General features: G+C 71.3%; 16 protein-coding genes and 1 tRNA gene. 7 read left to right on the top strand and 10 right to left on the bottom strand.

Going from position 1 to position 18,164, the window contains the following annotated elements; all coding sequences use genetic code 11:
• Positions 1 to 22 precede the first annotated feature (22 nt).
• The 6 genes from DAE25_RS13825 to DAE25_RS13800 form a co-directional block, all read right to left on the bottom strand.
• Positions 23 to 904, bottom strand: coding sequence for a serine/threonine-protein kinase (locus DAE25_RS13825; protein WP_107766762.1), 882 nt, complete (start codon positions 902 to 904; stop codon positions 23 to 25).
• A gap of 5 nt (positions 905 to 909) precedes the next feature.
• Positions 910 to 1,317 (bottom strand): hypothetical protein, encoded by a 408-nt coding sequence (locus DAE25_RS13820; protein ID WP_107766761.1) that lies wholly within the window; start codon positions 1,315 to 1,317, stop codon positions 910 to 912.
• 123 nt (positions 1,318 to 1,440) lie between these two features.
• Positions 1,441 to 1,515 (bottom strand) — tRNA-Val (locus DAE25_RS13815).
• A 160-nt stretch (positions 1,516 to 1,675) separates the two neighbouring features.
• Positions 1,676 to 2,143, bottom strand: a complete 468-nt coding sequence (locus DAE25_RS13810; protein WP_107766760.1) for a peroxiredoxin — start codon at positions 2,141 to 2,143, stop codon at positions 1,676 to 1,678.
• Positions 2,140 to 3,762, bottom strand: coding sequence for an AMP-binding protein (locus DAE25_RS13805; protein WP_234411047.1), 1,623 nt, complete (start codon positions 3,760 to 3,762; stop codon positions 2,140 to 2,142). The genes DAE25_RS13810 and DAE25_RS13805 overlap by 4 nt, the downstream gene beginning before the upstream one ends.
• 35 nt (positions 3,763 to 3,797) lie before the next feature.
• A complete protein-coding gene (locus DAE25_RS13800) occupies positions 3,798 to 4,229 on the bottom strand; it encodes a DUF3052 domain-containing protein (RefSeq protein ID WP_267895263.1) in 432 nt (143 codons plus the stop codon).
• 181 nt (positions 4,230 to 4,410) lie between these two features.
• Between DAE25_RS13800 and aceE the strand changes: the two genes are divergently transcribed.
• Positions 4,411 to 7,194 carry a pyruvate dehydrogenase (acetyl-transferring), homodimeric type gene (gene aceE, locus DAE25_RS13795; protein WP_199907589.1) on the top strand — a complete coding sequence of 928 codons (2,784 nt, stop codon included), beginning with the start codon at positions 4,411 to 4,413 and terminating at the stop codon, positions 7,192 to 7,194.
• A 6-nt stretch (positions 7,195 to 7,200) separates the two neighbouring features.
• Here the strand turns inward: aceE and DAE25_RS13790 are convergent, their stop codons facing one another.
• Positions 7,201 to 8,199 (bottom strand): alpha/beta fold hydrolase, encoded by a 999-nt coding sequence (locus DAE25_RS13790; protein ID WP_234411046.1) that lies wholly within the window; start codon positions 8,197 to 8,199, stop codon positions 7,201 to 7,203.
• A gap of 191 nt (positions 8,200 to 8,390) precedes the next feature.
• On the opposite strand from DAE25_RS13790, the gene DAE25_RS13785 reads away from it, so the two are divergent.
• The 6 genes from DAE25_RS13785 to DAE25_RS13760 all read left to right on the top strand — a co-directional run bounded on the left by DAE25_RS13785 (position 8,391) and on the right by DAE25_RS13760 (position 14,971).
• Positions 8,391 to 9,566 carry a PucR family transcriptional regulator gene (locus DAE25_RS13785; protein WP_107766757.1) on the top strand — a complete coding sequence of 392 codons (1,176 nt, stop codon included), beginning with the start codon at positions 8,391 to 8,393 and terminating at the stop codon, positions 9,564 to 9,566.
• Positions 9,567 to 9,665: 99 nt separating this feature from the next.
• A complete protein-coding gene (locus DAE25_RS13780) occupies positions 9,666 to 10,853 on the top strand; it encodes an acyltransferase domain-containing protein (protein ID WP_107766756.1) in 1,188 nt (395 codons plus the stop codon).
• Positions 10,853 to 11,869: a beta-ketoacyl-ACP synthase III gene (locus DAE25_RS13775; protein WP_107766755.1), complete on the top strand. Its 1,017-nt coding sequence runs from the start codon at positions 10,853 to 10,855 to the stop codon at positions 11,867 to 11,869. Before DAE25_RS13780 ends, DAE25_RS13775 begins: the two co-directional genes overlap by 1 nt.
• A 68-nt stretch (positions 11,870 to 11,937) precedes the next feature.
• Positions 11,938 to 12,183, top strand: a complete 246-nt coding sequence (locus DAE25_RS13770; RefSeq protein ID WP_056886223.1) for an acyl carrier protein — start codon at positions 11,938 to 11,940, stop codon at positions 12,181 to 12,183.
• A gap of 77 nt (positions 12,184 to 12,260) precedes the next feature.
• Complete coding sequence (locus DAE25_RS13765; protein WP_107766754.1) at positions 12,261 to 13,511, top strand: beta-ketoacyl-[acyl-carrier-protein] synthase family protein; 1,251 nt, start codon at positions 12,261 to 12,263, stop codon at positions 13,509 to 13,511.
• A gap of 23 nt (positions 13,512 to 13,534) precedes the next feature.
• Positions 13,535 to 14,971 (top strand): acyl-CoA carboxylase subunit beta, encoded by a 1,437-nt coding sequence (locus tag DAE25_RS13760; protein ID WP_107766753.1) that lies wholly within the window; start codon positions 13,535 to 13,537, stop codon positions 14,969 to 14,971.
• 72 nt (positions 14,972 to 15,043) lie between these two features.
• On the opposite strand, the gene DAE25_RS13755 is transcribed toward DAE25_RS13760, so the two are convergent.
• The 3 genes from DAE25_RS13755 to DAE25_RS13745 all read right to left on the bottom strand — a co-directional run bounded on the left by DAE25_RS13755 (position 15,044) and on the right by DAE25_RS13745 (position 17,647).
• Positions 15,044 to 16,258: a YibE/F family protein gene (locus tag DAE25_RS13755; RefSeq protein WP_107766752.1), complete on the bottom strand. Its 1,215-nt coding sequence runs from the start codon at positions 16,256 to 16,258 to the stop codon at positions 15,044 to 15,046.
• Between the two features lie 29 nt (positions 16,259 to 16,287).
• Positions 16,288 to 16,815, bottom strand: coding sequence for a DUF3145 domain-containing protein (locus DAE25_RS13750; RefSeq protein WP_056886220.1), 528 nt, complete (start codon positions 16,813 to 16,815; stop codon positions 16,288 to 16,290).
• Positions 16,816 to 16,969: 154 nt separating this feature from the next.
• Positions 16,970 to 17,647 (bottom strand): tetratricopeptide repeat protein, encoded by a 678-nt coding sequence (locus DAE25_RS13745; RefSeq protein WP_234411045.1) that lies wholly within the window; start codon positions 17,645 to 17,647, stop codon positions 16,970 to 16,972.
• Positions 17,648 to 18,164 lie beyond the last annotated feature (517 nt).

The raw sequence follows: 18,164 nt of genomic DNA, 5'->3' as shown, positions 1-18,164 counted from the left end.
TCGGGGGGATCGCCGGGACGGGTCAGCCGCGGACCTTGAAGCCCGCGAGGCTCCCGCGGGGCTGACGCGCGAGCACGGGCTCGAGCGCGTCGACGACCTCGTGCGGGGCGGGCCTCGCGGCCGGGTCGTGCTGGAGCATGGCTCCGATGACCTTGACGACCTCGTCCGGCACCCCGTCGGGCAGCGCGCGGGGGGCGGCCGCCACCTGCGGAAGGCGCTCCTCGAGCGTGTCGGCCCGGGGTCGCGGGTCGTCGAAGGCCCGGTGTCCCGCGACCGCCTCGAAGAGGGTCGCGCCGAGACCCCAGACGTCGCTGGCGTACGACGGCTCGACCTCGCCCGGGTCGCACTGCTCCGGCGACATGTAGGCGTCGGTGCCGATGAGGTGCCTCAGCCGGCGGGCGTCCTCCTCCGGGCGGGCCACCGAGAGGTCGATGAGCCGTGCAGGCGCGCCCATGATGATGTTGCTGGGCTTGATGTCCAGGTGGGTCCAGCCGATGTGGCGCAGGTAGTGCAGCGACGCTGCCACGTCGATGGCCAGCGGGAGGTACTGCTGCTCCTGCAGCCGGCCGTAGCGGCGTACGAGGGACGACAGGCGCGGCCCGTCGATGTGCTCGAGCACCACGTGCGGGCGCGGCCCGTCGAGGTCGTGCCGCAGGCCGCGGACCACCACGGGGTGGTTGACCGCGGCCAGGGCGGCCACCTCCCGGCGCAGGCCGCGCCGGGAGGAGCCGTCGTCCACCTGGTCGGGACGGAGCAGCTTGACCACGACGGGTGAGTACGTCACCTCGTCGAAGGCGAGCCACGCCTCGTAGGCGGCTCCCCCACCGAGCTTGCGGACCGCGGTCAGCTCCCCGGTGATGGCGTCGCCCTCGGCGAGCCGCCAGCTCTGCTCCTCGCGTCCCATGCCGATCAGCGGCGGGTGTCGTTGCGGCTGCGGTCGTTGGTCTTGTTGGCCGACCAGTCGCGCTTCTTGTCACCGGCACCGTCGCGGGTCCAGTCACGCGTCTTGTCGCCGCGGCTCTTGTCGCGGTCACGGCTCACGGCGCTCACGCGGCTGTTGGTGTTGTCGTTCGTCTCCCGGCTGCGGGTGTCGCCGTTGGAGTAGTCGCCGTTGGTGTCGTCACCGTTGGTGTCGTCGTCGTTCGTGTTGCCGTTGGTGTCGTCGTCGTCGTCATCGGCGACCAGGACCAGCTCGACCGAGTCGTCGTCGCGCTTGAGGGCCTCGTCGGCGTTGACGGCCGGGGCCTGCATGCCGATCAGGCCGATGGCCGTGAGGCTGGCGACTCCGAGCAGGGCGGTGGGGATGATCTTCTTCATCGTGGTTCCTCTCGTCGGGGGCCGGTGGCCCCGGTGGACTGGGACCACTCTGGCGACGAGGTGTGAGGCGGCCATGAGCCGTCGATGAGACGGTTCTCATGCGGGCTGCTGCCCCACGGGACGTGGTGCGTCGGGACGGTTTCGAACCGCCGACCGCTCGGGTGTAAACCGAGTGCTCTACCGCTGAGCTACCGACGCGTGTCCGACCACCCTATGAAATGAGTTGAACCGCTGGCGTCTCGGGTCACCAGCGGTTCAACAACATGAACAATACGAGGGCCGCCCAAACGTGTCCCGCCTTTTTCACAGATCAGCCGAAATTCCCGCCCAGCCGTCTAGACCAGGTCTACCCCGGGGCCTACTCGAGGGCGGCGCGGAGCTGCTCGAGGTGCTGGTCGAGGTCGCGACCGTCGGCGTTGGCGTTGTGCACCGCCCACCGCAGCACCCCGTCCTTGTCGATGACGTACGACGAGCGGTACGGCGCGCCCTTGGCCTCGTTGAAGACCTCGTAGGCACGCGACACCTCCCCGTGCGGCCAGAAGTCCGACAGCAGCGGGAAGTTGAGCCCCTCGGCGTCCGCGAAGGCCCGCAGCGAGTAGACCGGGTCGCAGGAGATGCCCAGCACCTCGGTGTCGAAGGTCATGAACTCGTCGAGGCGGTCCCGGATCCCCGACATCTCGCCGGTGCAGATCCCGGAGAAGGCGTACGGGTAGAACAGCAACGCCACCGCCTTGACCCCGCGGTAGGAGGACAGGGCGACGTCCTGGCCGAACTGGTCGCGCAGCGTGAAGTCGGGCGCCTCCGCGCCCAGGGTGAGGCCCGTCATGGCCGGCCCTCGTCCCGGTCGTCGTCCCAGCCGGCCAGGTCGCGCTTGAGGACCTTGCCGGTGGCGTTGCGGGGCAGCTCGTCGAGGAAGACGATCTCTCGGGGCACCTTGTAGCGCGCCAGGTGGGTCTTCACGTGGTCCTTCAGCTCGTCCTCGGTCACGTCGCCCCGGCGGGCGACGAAGGCGCGCAGTCGCGTGCCGTAGTCGTCGTCGTCCACCCCGACCGCGGCCGCCTCGGCCACCGCCTCGTGGCCGACGAGGCAGTCCTCGACCTCCTTGGGGAAGACGTTCTCGCCGCCCGAGACGATCATCTCGTCGTCGCGCCCGTCGACGTACAGGCGTCCGTCCTCGTCGAAGCGGCCGACGTCGCCGGTGGCCATCAGGCCGTCGACCATGTCCTTGCTGCCACCGCCGGTGTAGCCCTCGAAGAGCAGGTTGTTGCCGACGAAGATCCGCCCCGACGTGCCCACGGGCACCTCGCGCCCGTCCTCGCCGTAGATCCGGACGACGGTCCCGTGCGGCGGCCGGCCGGCCGAGGAGGGCGCCTCGCGCAGGTCCTGCGGCGTGGCGATGGAGGCGTAGGCCACCTCGGTCGAGCCGTAGATGTTGTAGAGGTTGTCGCCGAAGTGGTCCATCCACGACGTCGCGAGCGTGCCCGGCAGCGCGGAGCCCGAGGCGGCCACCACCCGGAGGGTCGGCATCGGGTGCTCGGCGAGCACCTCCTCGTCGAGGGCGAGGATCCGCTGCAGCATCACCGGGATGACCACCAGCGACTCGCACCGGTGCTGCTCGACGGTCCGCAGGGCGTTCTCCGGGTCGAACCTGCGGTGCAGGACCACGGTGGAGCCCAGCAGCATCCCCAGCGCGAGGTGGGCGAAGCCCCACGTGTGGAAGAGCGGGGCAGCGATGTGCGTGCGCCAGCCGTGCCGCAGCGGCATCCGCGAGAGCATCGAGACGGCCGCGTCGATGCCGGCCTCGTTGCGCGGCGCGCCCTTGGGGGTGCCGGTCGTGCCGCTGGTGAGGATCACGATGCGCGCGTGCCGTCCCGGCGGGTCCAGCTCGGCGTCGTCGTGGCCGACGATGAGCGCCTCGATCGTCTGCGCCTGGTCCGAGTCGGTCCAGGCGATCAGCCGCTGCTCCACGTGCGCCTTCGCGAGCAGCCCGGTGAACTCCTCGTCGTGGATCACCACGGTCGGCTGCTCACGCTCCAGCACGTCCACCAGCTGGGGGCCGGCGAACGCGGTGTTGAGGTAGAGGAGGTCCGCGCCCAGCTTGGCCACCGCGATGGAGGCGTCCACGAAGCCGCGGTGGTTGCGGCACATGATTGCGACCGAGTCGCCCTCGCCGACGCCGAGCCCGGCCAGTCCGCGGGCCAGCGCGTTGCTGCGGCGCTGCATCTCGCCGAACGTGAGCTCGCCGAGCTCGTCGACCAGTCCGACCCGGTCGGGGTTGCGCACCGCCAGCGAGGCGAAGCCCCCGGCCGGTCCGGTCCCCCAGCGCACGACGGTGCGACCCAGCGCCACCAGCGTGCGGGGGCCGTAGGGCCGGATGACGCCCGCGCCACCGAGCACCCGCAGGGTCGTGGCCGCGTTGGACGCGTGGGCGCGCAGAGAGTTCACCAATGTCGGTCCTGGCGTGAGTAGGGGGCGTCGGGTCAGACGGGCGTCTTGGGAGCGACCAGCCGGCTCGCCTGCCAGTCGGCGCTCACCGCCGCCGTCGTCGTCTGCGAGAGGCCCGCGATCGGTGCCGCCTCGGCGACGTCCGCCGCGTCCACGCTCTGCGGCCGTCCGACCTTGGGCGTGAGGAGCCAGATCGCTCCACCGCCGACCAGGTCGGTCAGCGCGTCGACGAGCCCGTCCACGAGGTCACCGTCGTCCCGGCGCCACCACAAGATGACGGCGTCGACCACGTTGCCGTAGTCACCGTCCACCATGTCGGCGTCGATGGTGTCCTCGATCGCGACCCTGAGCTCGTCGTCGACGTCGTTGTCCCAGCCGAGTTCCTGGATGACCATTCCGGGCGCAATGCCCAGTCGCTCTGCGGCACCTGTTGCCGGGGCAGCTCCGCCACCCACCGTCGAGCTCACGCCACGCCTCCGTTCGTCATGTGGTCCGCACGAGTGCGGAAGTGGGTGGTAGTCCATCGGAGTTGCCGCTGAGTCGCAACCCTGCGCCTGCGTTGTCCCGCTGAACGGGCGTCCCCGTCCGATGATTGTGCGTACTCATGGGTAGATTTCGCAGGCTGGCGGTGCGTGACACGATGCACACGTGAGTGACGAGTCCAAGACCGCCGAGACCCCCTCCTCCACCGCCGCCCAGCCGCGTGCGGTCATCCACGAGGGGCTGCCCACGCAGCTGCCCGACATCGATCCGGACGAGACCGTCGAGTGGCTCGACTCCTTCGACGCCATGCTCGACGACAAGGGTCGCGAGCGGGCGCGCTACGTGATGCTGCGGCTCCTCGAGCGGGCCCGCGAGAAGCAGGTCGGTGTCCCCGCCCTGCGCAGCACCGACTACATCAACACCATCCCGCCGGAGCGCGAGCCGTGGTTCCCGGGCGACGAGGACATCGAGCGTCGCATTCGCGCCTTCATCCGGTGGAACGCCGCCGTGATGGTGTCCAGCGCCAACCGCAAGGGCCTCGAGGTCGGCGGCCACATCGCGACCTACCAGTCCTCCGCGAGCCTCTACGAGGTCGGCTTCAACCACTTCTTCCAGGGCAAGGACCACGAGGGCGGTGGCGACCAGATCTACATCCAGGGCCACGGCTCGCCGGGCATCTACTCCCGCGCGTTCCTCGAGGGCCGGATCACCGAGGAGCAGCTCTACCGCTTCCGCCAGGAGGTCCAGCACGGCGCCGGCGCCGGCCTCCCGTCGTACCCCCACCCCCGGCTCATGCCGGACTTCTGGGAGTTCCCGACGGTGTCGATGGGCCTCACGGCCATCAACTCGATCTACCAGGCGCGCTTCAACCGCTACATGCACAACCGCAAGATCAAGGACACCGCGCAGCAGCGCGTGTGGGCCTTCATGGGTGACGGCGAGATGGCCGAGCCCGAGTCGCTGGGCGCGATCCGCATCGCCGCGCGCGAGGAGCTCGACAACCTGACCTGGATCATCAACTGCAACCTGCAGCAGCTCGACGGCCCGGTGACGGGCAACGGCAAGATCATCCAGGAGCTCGAGGCCAACTTCCGCGGCGCCGGGTGGAACGTCATCAAGGTCATCTGGGGCCGCGAGTGGGACGCCCTGCTCGCCAAGGACGTCGACGGGGTCCTGGTCAACCAGATGAACTCCACGCCGGACGGTCAGTTCCAGACCTACTCCACCGAGGACGGCGGCTACATCCGCGACCACTTCTTCGGCATGGACCCGCGCCTGCGCAAGATGGTCGAGCACATGAGCGACTCGCAGATCGAGAAGCTCCCGCGCGGCGGTCACGACTACCGCAAGGTGTACGCCGCGTTCGACGCCGCGACCAAGCACACCGGCCAGCCGACCGTGATCCTGGCCCACACCATCAAGGGCTGGACGATCGACGCCCTCGAGGGCAAGAACGCCACCCACCAGATGAAGAAGCTGACCCCCGCGGACCTCAAGAAGTTCCGCGACCGGCTCTACCTGCCGATCAGCGACAAGGAGCTGGAGGAGTCCTACGAGAAGACCGGTGGGGCGCCGTTCTTCCACCCCGGGGCCGACTCTCCCGAGATCGAGTACATGATGGAGCGGCGCAAGCAGCTCGGCGGATCCCTCCCGCGCCGGGTGCTGCGGGCCGAGCCGCTCACGCTCCCGGGCGACAAGATCTACTCCGAGCTCAAGCAGGGGTCGGGCAAGAACAAGATCGCCACCACGATGGCCGTCGTCCGGCTCCTCAAGGACTGGATGAAGGACCCGGGGATCGGCAACCGGATCGTGCCGATCGCTCCCGACGAGTACCGCACCTTCGGCATGGACTCCATGTTCCCGAGCGCGAAGGTCTACAACCCCGGCGGCCAGCAGTACGAGTCGGTCGACCGCAAGCTGCTGCTGTCCTACAAGGAGTCGGCGCAGGGCCAGATGCTGCACGAGGGCATCTCCGAGGCCGGCGCCGTGGCGTCGGCGACGGCGGCCGGCTCGGCGTACTCCACGCACGGCGAGCACATGATCCCGTTCTACATCTTCTACTCGATGTTCGGGTTCCAGCGCACCGGTGACTCGATCTGGGCGATGGCCGACCAGCTCGCCCGCGGGTTCCTCATCGGTGCCACCGCCGGTCGCACCACGCTGACCGGCGAGGGCCTCCAGCACGCCGACGGCCACTCGCCCCTCATCGCGGCGACCAACCCGGCGGTCGTGCACTACGACCCGGCGTTCGCCTTCGAGGTCAGCCACATCATGCAGTCGGGCCTCGAGCGGATGTACGGCGCCGACGCGGAGAACGTGATCTTCTACATCACGGTCTACAACGAGCCCGTCAGCCAGCCCGTCGAGCCGTCCGACGTGGACGTCGAGGGCATCCTCAGGGGCATCCACAAGGTGAGCACCGGCGAGGGCGAGGGCCCGCGGGTCCAGCTGCTCTCGTCCGGGGTCGGCTACCCCTGGATCAAGGACGCCGCCACGATGCTCGCCGAGGACTGGGGCGTCACGGCCGACACCTGGTCGGTCACCTCCTGGAACGAGCTGGCCCGCGAGGCCGTGGAGGCCGAGGACTGGAACCTCCTGCACCCCGAGGAGCCGCAGCGCACCCCGTTCGTCACCGGCAAGCTCTCCGGTCACGACGGTCCGTACGTCGCGGTGACCGACTACATGTCGGCCGTCCCGCTGCAGATCGCCCGCTGGGTCCCCGGTGACTACTGCGTGCTCGGCGCCGACGGGTTCGGCTTCGCCGACACCCGACCGGCCGCTCGCCGGTTCTTCCGGATCGACGCCGAGTCGGTCGTCGTCCGTACGCTGCGCGCGCTCGCCGACGCCGGCGAGATCGAGCCGGACCTCGTCACCAAGGCCGTCGCGAAGTACCGCATCGACGACCCGACCGCCGTCAAGGACGTCAAGCAGGAGGGTGGCGACGCCTGAGGTGACCTACGCGCCGGTGCCCATCTTCTTGAGGGTGTGCACCGGCGCGACGGGCGCGTCGCCGGCCTCGGCCTGCAGCGGCACCAGGTCGGGCCCGTGCTCGAGCAGCGTCCGCCAGTGGTCCCGCTCGTAGACCGCGGGCTCGGTCGAGCGGATGAAGTCGTTGACGATCTTCACGAAGCGCTGGGGGTGGTCCTTGTGCGGGAAGTGTCCCGCGTTGGGGATGATCTCGACCCGGGCGCTGGGCGCGAGGGCCGCGGCGTTGCCCGCGTGCCGCACCGGGATGACCTGGTCGTTGCGACCCCACACCACGCACATCGGCATGGCCTCGGTGAGGTAGGCCCGGTCGGCCATGGTCACGATCTGTCCGCGCCAGTCGACGACGGCGCGCACGACGTGGCGGATCGCCGCCCGGGTCCGGGGGTCCTTGAAGGAGTCGTAGATGTCGGCGAGCTCGGTCAGGTCGCGCGCGGCGCGGACCCCGGTGGCGGCCAGGGCGCGCATGCCCGCCGTGCCGACGTGCCTGACCCCCGGCAGCGTCAGCAGCCCCATCGCCTGGTGGAAGCCGGGCGTCGTGATCGCCCGGATCGCGGGCGTCACCTCGGGACCCAGGCCGCCGGAGCCGACCAGGATGAGACGCTCGGTGCGCTCGGGGAACTGGTAGGCGAACTGCATCGCCACTCCCCCACCGAAGCTGTGGCCCACGACGCTCACCCGGTCGATGCCGAGCACCGTGAGCAGGTCGCGCATGCCGTTGGCGTAGCCGCCGACGCTGTAGTCCGCGCGCGGCTTGTCGGACTCGCCGTGGCCGAGGAGGTCGGGGGCGATCACCGTGTAGCGGCGCGCGAGCGAGTCGATGACCGGCGCCCACGTGGTGTGGTCGCAACCGAGCCCGTGGAGCAGGAGCAGCGCGGGACCGGAGCCGGTGACGACGTAGGCGCGACGGTGCCCGTGGATCGTGACGTGCCGGACCTGTGCCTGCACGGGTGCACCGCTGCTGCTCACCGGACCTCCTGGGGTGCTGGTGCTGCGCTGGGGGATTCGTGGTGCCGAAAGGGCGATTCAAGCAGAACCTGTTCCAGAAATGGTTCGGGAACCCCCTCCCAGAGGCAGTTTCGTCCCGATTTCGTTACCCGAACGGTGCCGCGGCCCGGCCGGCGCGTGACGGCTGGTGCGGGTGTGACTAGCCTCGGGCCATGGGCCGGGCGGAGCAGGAGAAGCGGGACCGGATCTCGGCCGCCCTGCAGCGCGCCACCGGCAGCCTGAGCACGGCCGCCACGGCCGCGATGTCGACCCGGATGACGTGGTGGGACGACCTGAGCGCGGAGGACCGCTCCTGGGTCGGCGTGATCGTCCAGGCCGGCGTGAAGGGCTTCGTCGACTGGTACGGCGACACCGGCGGCGTCAGCTCCGCTCCCCTGTCCGCGTCGGTATTCGGGGCGGCCCCCCGGGAGCTGACGGGGGCCATCAACCTCCAGCAGACCGTCGAGCTGGTCCGGCTGACCATCGAGGTGGTCGAGGCCAACATCGACGACATCCTCGGCCCCACCGACGCGCCGTCGGTGCACGAGGCGGTGCTCCGCTACGCCCGCGAGGTCGCCTTCGCCACCGCGGAGGTCTACGCCCGCGCCGCAGAGGTGCGGGGAGCCTGGGACGCCCGCCTGGAGGCGCTCGTCGTGGACGCCGTGCTGCGCTCCGAGGCCGACGAGACGGTGCTCTCCCGGGCCAGCGCCCTGGGGTGGGGCGCGCGAGGCGACGTCGCGGTGGTGCTGGGCCGGGTCCCCGCGCAACGCACCGAGACCGATGTCTTCGAGGAAGTACGCCGCACGGCCCTGGCCTGCGGCATGGATGCGTTGTGCGCCACCCAGGGCGAGAAGCTCGTGGTGATCCTGGGTGGGGTGGACGATCCCCACAAGTCCGCGCTGCGCATCGTCGAGCACTTCGGCGAGGGTCCCGTCGTGGTCGGTCCGGTCGCCCCGGACCTGTCCCACGCGCACAACTCGGCCCGGGCGGCACTGTCGGCCCACCGCTCCGCCACCGGCTGGCCGCAGGCGCCCCGACCGGTCCGCAGCGACGAGCTGCTGCCCGAGCGTGCCCTCGCCGGTGACGGCCACGCGCGGCGCAGCCTCGTCGACGACGTCTACCTCCCGCTCCTGGGAGCGCGCGGGACCCTCATCGAGACGCTCTCGACGTACTTCCTCCACGGCGGCTCCATCGAGGCCACCGCCCGCACCCTGTTCGTGCACCCCAACACCGTGCGCTACCGCCTCAAGCAGGCGGCCGAGGTCACCGGCCTCACCCCGACCCGACCCCGCGACGCCTTCACCGTCCAGATCGCCCTGATCCTCGGCCGCCAGTCCGGTCGCGAGTGACGACCTCCACATCTTTGTAGGGATCCCACAAAGAAAGGGGTCCTCTTTTCGTGGACGTCGACCCGGCGCGGCGGGTCCTCGACCCGCCAGTCTTGACGTGTGCTCGTCATCGTCGCTCCCGGCCAAGGTGCCCAGACCCCCGGATTCCTCACGCCCTGGCTCGAGGACCCCACGTTCGCCAGCCGGTTCGACTGGCTCTCCACCGTGGCGGGCCTCGACCTGGCCCACTACGGCACCGAGGCGGACGCCGAGACCATCAGGCGCACGGAGATCGCCCAGCCGCTGCTGGTCGCGACCGGCCTGATCGCCGCGCTCGACCTCTTCCCGCACCCCAGTGACGCCTTCCAGCGCGTCGGCGCGGTGGCCGGCCACAGCGTCGGCGAGATCGCGGCCGCGGCCGGCGCCCGGGTCATCACCGCCGAGCAGGCCATGGTGCTGGTCCGCGAGCGGGGCAAGGCGATGGCCGGTGCCGCCGCGCAGACCCCGACCGGCATGACCGCGGTCCTCGGCGGCGAGCGCGAGGAGGTGCTGGAGTCGATCTCGCGGCACGGCCTCACCCCTGCCAACGACAACGGTCCCGGCCAGATCGTGGCCGCCGGCACCATGGAACAGCTGGCGGCGTTCGCCGACGCTCCCCCGGCCAAGGCACGGCTGATCCCGCTCAGCGTCGCCGGCGCCTTCCACACCACGCACATGCAGCCGGCCGTGGGCCACCTCGCCGGCCTGGCCCGCTCGGTGTCCACCCACGACCCGCGCACGGCGGTGATCTCCAACCGCGACGGCCAGGTCGTCCACGACGGGCGAGAGGTGCTGGCCCGGATCGTCGGCCAGATCGCCGCCCCGGTCCGCTGGGACCTGTGCATGGACGCCATGCTCGACCTCGGCGTCACCGGCGTCCTGGAGATGCCGCCGGCGGGCACGCTCACGGGCATCGCCAAGCGCGCCATGAAGGGCGTGGAGACCTTCGCCCTCAAGACCCCCGACCAGCTCGACGACGCACGGGCCTTCGTCGACAAGCACGGCGAGCGCTCCGTCATCGAGACCACGCCGACCTGGCGCATGGTCGTCTCGCCCGGCAAGGGCATCTTCCACCGCTCCGCGGAGGCGACCGACGCCGACGTCCTGCCTGCCGGCTGCGTGATCGGCGAGGTCGCCAGCACGCGCGACCGGACCACGGTCACGGCCCTGCACGGCGGCCAGGTCGTCGAGTGGCTCGTCGAGGACGGCGACATCGTCTCCCCCGGCCAGCCCCTCGTGCGCCTGCACCCGCAGGGTGGTGCCGCCTGATGGGCGCCACGATCAGCACGACCACCGGTGCGCCCCACGCAGCGATCCTCGGCATCGGTGCCTACCGCCCGGTGCGGGTCGTCCCCAACGCCGACGTCGTCGACGCGATCGACTCCAGCGACGAGTGGATCCAGCAGCGATCCGGCATCAAGACCCGGCGCTGGGCGGGCCCCGAGGAGTCGGTCCAGATGATGTCGGTCGAGGCATCACGGATCGCCCTCGAGCGTGCCGGCCTCGACGCCAGCCAGATCGACTGCGTCGTCGTCGCCACCGTCAGCCACCTGCTCCAGACCCCCGCCGTGGCCACCGCCATCGCGCACGAGCTCGGCACCGGCCAGGCCGCGGCCTTCGACATCTCGGCGGCCTGCTCCGGCTTCTGCCACGGCATCTCGCTGGCCTCCGACTTCGTCCGCGCCGGCAGCGCCAAGCACGTCCTGGTCATCGGCGTCGAGCGCCTCACCGACATCCTCGACCTCACCGACCGCGGCACGGCCTTCATCTTCGCCGACGGCGCGGGCGCCGCGGTCGTCGGACCCAGCGACACCCCGGGCATCGGCCCGGTCGTGTGGGGGTCGGACGGCGAGCAGTTCGACCTGATCCGGCAGCGCGAGGACTGGCGCGACGTCGTCGGCAGCCCCGAGGTCCCCGGCAGCGGCGTGATGCCGCACCTGGTGATGCAGGGCAACCCCGTGTTCCGCTGGGCCTCCTTCGCCATGGCCAAGATCGGCCAACAGGCGCTCGACAGCGCCGGCATCGGCCTCGACGAGCTCGACGTCTTCGTCCCGCACCAGGCCAACATGCGGATCATCGACGCGATGGCCCGCTCCATGAAGCTCCCCAGCACCGTACGGATCGCCCGCGACGTCGCCGACCAGGGCAACACCTCGGCCGCCTCGGTCCCGCTCGCGCTGGACCGGATGATCGCCGAGGGCGAGGCCAGGTCCGGCGACACGGCTCTCCTGATCGCCTTCGGCGCCGGCCTCTCGTACGCCGCCCAGGTCGTCACCGTCCCCTGACCGACACCAGCTCCGCCAGATTTCCCCGTTTCACCACCACCGCAGTAGCCATCAGAAAGGAAGGCCCCATGGCCACCACCGAAGAGATCCGCGCCGACCTCGCCGAGATCGTCAACGAGGTCGCCGGCATCGACGCCGACGACGTGCAGCTCGACAAGTCGTTCGTCGACGACCTGGACGTCGACTCGCTCTCGATGGTCGAGGTCGTCGTGGCGGCCGAGGAGAAGTTCGGCGTCACGATCCCCGACGACGAGGTCAAGAACCTCAAGACCGTCGGCGACGCCGTCGCCTTCATCGAGCGCGCCCAGGGCTGACGGCCCCCGTCCGGTGGTCGGGTCCGCCCGGCCACCGGCAGTCGTCGCACCATCCTCCTCGAGAAACGGAAGACCAGATGAGCTCGACCCGCGTAGTGGTCACCGGACTGGGCACCACCTCCCCCGTCGGCGGTGACGTCCCCACCACCTGGCAGGCGCTGCTCGCCGGTCAGTCCGGCATCCGCCACCTCACCGACGACTGGGTCGACCAGCTCCCGGTCAAGATCGCCGGTCGCGTGGCCGTCGAGCCCTCCGAGGTGCTCGACCGGGTCAAGGCCCGCCGCCTCGACCGCTCCAGCCAGTTCGCCATGGTCGCGGCCGACCAGGCCTGGGCCGACGCCGGCCTGGAGGACTCCGGCCTCGAGCCCGAGCGCCTCGGCGTGGCGCTCGCCTCCGGCATCGGCGGCGTCACGACGCTGCTCGCCAACTACGACATCCTCCTCGAGAAGGGCGCGCGCCGCGTCTCGCCGCTCGCCGTCCCGATGCTCATGCCCAACGCGCCGGCGGCCAACGTGAGCCTCAAGTACGGCGCCCGCGCGGCCGTCCACGCCCCCACCTCCGCCTGCGCGTCGGGCAACGAGGCCATCGCGATGGCCATCGACCTGATCCGCCTCGGCCGCGCCGACGTCGTGCTGGCCGGCGGCACCGAGGCAGCGATCCACCCCCTGCCGATGGCGGCCTTCGCCAACATGATGGCGCTCTCCAAGACCGGCAGCGAGGAGGGTGGAGACCCCACCTCGGTCTCCCGCCCCTGGGACGTCGCCCGCGACGGCTTCGTGCTGGGCGAGGGCGGCTCCGTGCTCGTCCTCGAGTCCGAGGAGCACGCGAGGGCCCGCGGCGCGAAGATCTACGCCTACGCCCTGGGCGCCGGCATCAGCAACGACGCCCACGACATCGCCCAGCCCGACCCCGAGGGTCGCGGCGGCACCCGTGCCATCAAGATGGCCATGCGCGAGGGCGACGTCGACCCGGCCAGCGTGGTGCACGTCAACGCGCACGCCACGTCCACGCCCAAGGGCGACATCGCCGAGGGCCTGATGCTGCACGCCGTCCTCGGCGAGCACGTGGACCGGTGCGTGGTCACCAGCACCAAGTCGATGACCGGCCACCTGCTCGGCGGCGCCGGGGCCCTCGAGGCGATCGCCACCGTGCTGGCGCTGCACGACCGCACCAGCCCGCCGACGATCAACCTCGACGACAAGGACCCGGAGGTCGACCTCGACATCCCGACCGAGGCCCGCTCGCTCCCCGACGGCGACATCGTCGCCCTCAACAACTCCTTCGGCTTCGGGGGCGCCAACGTCGCCGTCGCCTTCGGGAGCGTCTGAACCACCCTCCGGAAGGACCCACCGTGACTGCCACCGCCAACCCGGCCAAGCCCGCCAAGCTCCCCCGCGAGCAGGACCCGCGCAACCCGGTCCACCGGCTCACCGCGCTCTTCGACGAGGGCACCCTCGAGCTGCTGACGCCCGACGACGACTCGGGCATGCTCGCGGCCACGGGCCGGGTCAACGACACCGCCGTCGTCGCCTTCTGCAGCGACGCCACCGTGATGGGCGGCGCCATGGGTGACCTGGGCTGCCGGGTGGTCGTGGACGCCTACCACCGTGCCATCACCGACGGTGTCCCGATCATCGGGCTGTGGCACTCCGGCGGCGCCCGGTTGGCCGAGGGCGTGCTGTCGCTGCACGCCGTGGGGCGCATCTTCCAGGTGATGACCCAGGCGTCCGGCACGATCCCGCAGATCTCCGTGGTGCTCGGCCCGGCCGCCGGCGGCGCGGCGTACGGCCCCGCCCTCACCGACGTCGTCATCCTCGGGCCCGAGGGGCGCATCTTCGTCACCGGCCCGGACGTCGTCCGGTCGGTCACCGGCGAGGACGTCGACATGCTGCGCCTCGGCGGACCCGAGCCGCACGGTCGCCGCTCGGGCGTGGTGCACATCCTCACCGAGTCGGAGGCCGAGGCCCTCGAGCGGGCGCGCACGGTGGCGTCCCTCCTCGGAGCCCAGCACAGCCTCGATGTCGACGCCGTCGAGGACCGCGACCTCGAGGCGCTCCTGCCGGAGTCCAAGAAGCGTGCCTATGACGTGCACCCCCTCGTCGAGGCGGTGCTCGACGACGGCACGATGCAGGAGCTCCACGCCCGCTGGGCCCCCAACATCGTCACCGCACTGGGCCGGTTCGGCGGTCGCACCGTGGGCGTCGTCGCCAACAACCCGCTGCGCCTCGGCGGTTGCCTCGACTCGCTGTCGGCGGAGAAGGCCTCCCGGTTCGTGCGCATGTGCGACGCGTTCGGGGTCCCGCTGATCGTGCTCGTGGACGTCCCGGGCTACCTCCCGGGCGTGGGACAGGAGTGGGACGGCGTCGTACGCCGAGGCGCCAAGCTGCTCCACGCCTTCGGCGAGTGCGTGGTCCCCCGGGTGACCCTGGTGACCCGCAAGACGTACGGCGGAGCCTACATCGCGATGAACGCGCGCTCCCTCGGTGCCACCCGCGTCCTGGCCTGGCCGGGTGCGGAGGTCGCCGTGATGGGCGCCGTGGCCGCCATCCGCATCCTGCACCGGCGCAAGCTGGCTGAGGTGTCCCCCGAGATCCGGCCGCAGGTCGAGGCCGAGCTGGCCGCCGAGCACGAGCGGATCGCCGGCGGCGTCGACAAGGCCGTCGAGATCGGCGTCGTCGACGAGGTGGTCGAGCCGAGTCGCACCCGCAGCGCCATCGCCGCGGCGTTCCGCCACGAGATCGACACCTCCGGCGTGCACCGCGGGCACCACGGCAACATCCCGCTCTGACCGGGTGTCGTCCGTCGCCGCGGAGCGCTCCGGACGCCGTACGACGCCCCGGCACTCGCGCGACCCCTGCGGCTACGCGACCGGCGATCCCTCCGGCGCCGCCGCTCCGGCCCGCTGGTGGACGGCCGGCGCGACCGTTGCGGCCGCGATCGCGGTGGTCACCGGCACGGCGAGCACCAGGCCGATGGCCGAGGCGAGGGTGCGGATGATCTCCTCGGAGATGAGCTCGTCGCTCAGCACGTCCAGCAGGGGCCGGTCGTACAGCGCGATCAGGAGGAGCGAGGCGAGCGCGGTCCCGGCATAGGCGAAGACGATCGTGTAGATGGTCGACGCGATGTGGTCTCGACCGATGCGCATGCCCGACGCGAAGATCCGAGCCCGTGACATCTCGGGCGCGGCCGATCGCAGCTCCCACACCGCCGAGCTCTGGGTGATCGTCACGTCGTTGAGCACCCCCAGCCCGGCCACGATGACGGCACACGTCAGCAGGCCACGGAAATCCAGCCCCGTCGCGTTGAGGCGCAGGTTCAGGGCCGACTCGTCACCGAGCCCGGTGAGCCGGGCGGCGTCGATGGCCACCACCCCCAGCGCAGCGGTGACCAGCAGCCCGAAGAGCGTCCCGGCGAGCGCGGTGGACGTGCGCACGGAGACACCGTGGGCGAGGTACAGCACCATGAACATGATCGCGCTGGACCCGACCAGCGCCACGAGCAACCCCGGCGCGCCGGTCATCAGCGCGGGCAGCATGAAGTAGCCCACCACTCCGCCGGCCAGCACGAGGCCGAGGAGGGCCAGCAGGCCGCGCAGCCGAGCGATCAGGCCGACGATGATCACGAAGACGGCCGTCATCACCGCGATGGGCATCGTCCGGTCCACACCGACGAAGGCGTACTGGGCCGCGCCCTCCTGCTGTGGGAGGGACGCCAGGACCACCCGGTCACCGACCTCGAGCACCCCTCCCGCCGTACCGGGGGGAACAGCCACCGTCGACTCGACGCCCGGGTCGTCGACCAGTCGCACACTGATGCGGTCGCAGCCCTCCGGGAACTCCCCACCGGTCTCCGAGGTGATGACGGGGCAGGCCTCGCCGATCTCGACCACCTCGGCCCGTGGGTAGGTGACGCCGTCGGCGGCGTACGGGCTGGCCGGGCGATCCCCGGAGGGCCACAGCACGACGAGCCCCACGATGGTCGAGAGACCTGCGAGCACGAGTCCGACCAGGAGGATCCTGGTCACCGGGCCGGACGTGTGCACCCGCAGCGCGCGGTGAGAGTGGTGGGCCCCCATGCGGCCAACCTCTCACACCGCGCCGGTCGTCAGACCACCTGGTGCAGCCAACGGACCGGAGCACCGTCGCCGGCGTGGCGGAAGGTCTCCAGCTCGTCGTCCCAGGGCTTGCCGAGGAGCTTGTCGATCTCGTTGAGCAGCGTCGTCTCGCCCAGCGCCGCCTTGACCACGGCCGCCTTGAGGCGGTCCTCCGGGATCATGATGTCGCCGTGCAGGCCGGTGACGGCGTGGTAGACGCCGAGCTCAGGGGTGAAGGAGAAGCGGGTGCCCTCGCTGGAGGGAGTCGGCTCCTCGGTGATCTCGAAGCGGAGGTGGTTCCACCCGCGCAGCGCGGACGCCACCGCAGCCGCGGAGCCGGCCGAGCCGCTCCACGAGAGCTCGGCACGGTAGGTGCCGGGCTGGGCCGGCTGGGGGGTCCAGTCGAGGCTCACGGCCACGCCAAGGACTCCGCCCACCGCCCACTCGATGTGGGGGCACAGGGCAGAGGGAGCTGAGTGCACGTAGAGAATGCCCCGCGTCCCGGGTCCGTCCGGGCGGGCGTGCGTGCGTGTGGTCACCGTGACCTCCTTGAGTACCGGCGCCCAGGTGCGCCTTCCCCAGCGGCCTGCAGCGGTCCTCAGTCAGTCGAGTGACACGTATGTGATTAGTGGCTCCATTGTGGCGGAAGTTGCGGGCGTTTACCAGTGGGACGCCACATGTCGCGCCAGTGGTTCAGTCCATCCGCTTCTCGAGCAGCTCGGCACGAGCGGCCGAGTCCGTGATCTCGTTGCTGTCGATGGCGTGGGTGCGGTGGAACCACGCGAGCGCGTCGGACTCGCGTCCGGCCGCCTCCAGGGTGTCGGCATAGGCGTAGCGCAACCGGACGACCCAGGTGCCCCGGCTCTTGGACTGCAGCGGCGCCAGCTCGAGGGTGCGCAGCGCGGCATCGAGCTGGCCCATGTCGCGACGGGCACCGGCCTCGACCAGGGTCATCTCGGCCTTGGCCTCCGGGGCGAAGTTGGCGACCGAGGGGCTCTTGGCGAGCTTGAGCGCCTGCTCGGGCTGGCCGAGGGCGCGGTGGCAGTCGGCCATGATCGGCAGGTAGTCCGTGGCGCCGTTCATGCGCTTGGCGGCACGCAGCTCGGAGAGCGCCTCGGCGTAGTGGCCGGCGGCGTACGCCGACTCCCCCACGGCCTCGCGCACGATGGCGATCCGGGAGGCACGCGCTCGCGCCGCGAGGGTGTGCTGGTACGCCGTCTCCGGGTCCTCGTCGATCAGCATCCCGGCCGCGGCCAGGTGGCGGGCGACGCGGGCGGCCAGCTTCTCGGGCAGCCCCTTGAGCTGCGCGGCGATCCCCCGGTCGAGCTCACGCCCGGTGATGTCCTCGGGGAGCGGCGGACCGTCGTACACGGCCTGGTCGACCGTGCGCGGGCCCTGCTCCTCCCGCGGCCGCTTCCAGTCGCCCTGACGAGGCTTGCGGTCACCGCCACGCGAGTCCCCGGTCCGGGGCCCACCCGTGCGGCCACCCGCGGAGCGGGAATCGCCCGAGCGGGACGACGAGGGCGGGCGCCCTCCACTCGCGGGCTTGCCCCCGCGCCCGCCGGCGGCACCCGAGGCACCTCCCCGGGCAGGCGGCTTGCCGCCTCCACTGCGGGTGGGGCGCTGGCTACGACGATCTTCGGCCACGTCGATGGTCCTTCCGGGGGTGATGACTCACTGTGCAGATGTGGGGGTGGTGCTGGGTGGTGCTGTGCCGTGCCGACGCACAGGCGGTCGCCCGAGGCGACCGGAGCCCACGCTACTGCCTGCAGCACAGGCTTCAACAGGGTGATGAAATGGGAAAGAGGGGCCGCCTGGTGGCGGCCCCTCTCCCAATGTATGTCCGGCGGCGTCCTACTCTCCCACAGCCTCTCGGTTGCAGTACCAT

The sequence above is a fragment of the Nocardioides terrigena genome, from assembly GCF_003047265.1.
GTDB lineage: Bacteria > Actinomycetota > Actinomycetes > Propionibacteriales > Nocardioidaceae > Nocardioides > Nocardioides terrigena.
This window is presented reverse-complemented; position numbering and strand designations above follow the sequence as displayed.

Bases quoted from the DNA above. Each gene is read 5' to 3' on its own strand.
- DAE25_RS13755 (WP_107766752.1), bottom strand. From the start codon at position 16,258: ATGGGGGCCCACCACTCTCACCGCGCGCTGCGGGTGCACACGTCCGGC.
- DAE25_RS13785 (WP_107766757.1), top strand. From the start codon at position 8,391: ATGGGCCGGGCGGAGCAGGAGAAGCGGGACCGGATCTCGGCCGCCCTG.
- DAE25_RS13810 (WP_107766760.1), bottom strand. From the start codon at position 2,143: ATGACGGGCCTCACCCTGGGCGCGGAGGCGCCCGACTTCACGCTGCGC.
- DAE25_RS13820 (WP_107766761.1), bottom strand. From the start codon at position 1,317: ATGAAGAAGATCATCCCCACCGCCCTGCTCGGAGTCGCCAGCCTCACG.
- DAE25_RS13765 (WP_107766754.1), top strand. From the start codon at position 12,261: ATGAGCTCGACCCGCGTAGTGGTCACCGGACTGGGCACCACCTCCCCC.
- DAE25_RS13825 (WP_107766762.1), bottom strand. From the start codon at position 904: ATGGGACGCGAGGAGCAGAGCTGGCGGCTCGCCGAGGGCGACGCCATC.
- DAE25_RS13775 (WP_107766755.1), top strand. From the start codon at position 10,853: ATGGGCGCCACGATCAGCACGACCACCGGTGCGCCCCACGCAGCGATC.
- DAE25_RS13770 (WP_056886223.1), top strand. From the start codon at position 11,938: ATGGCCACCACCGAAGAGATCCGCGCCGACCTCGCCGAGATCGTCAAC.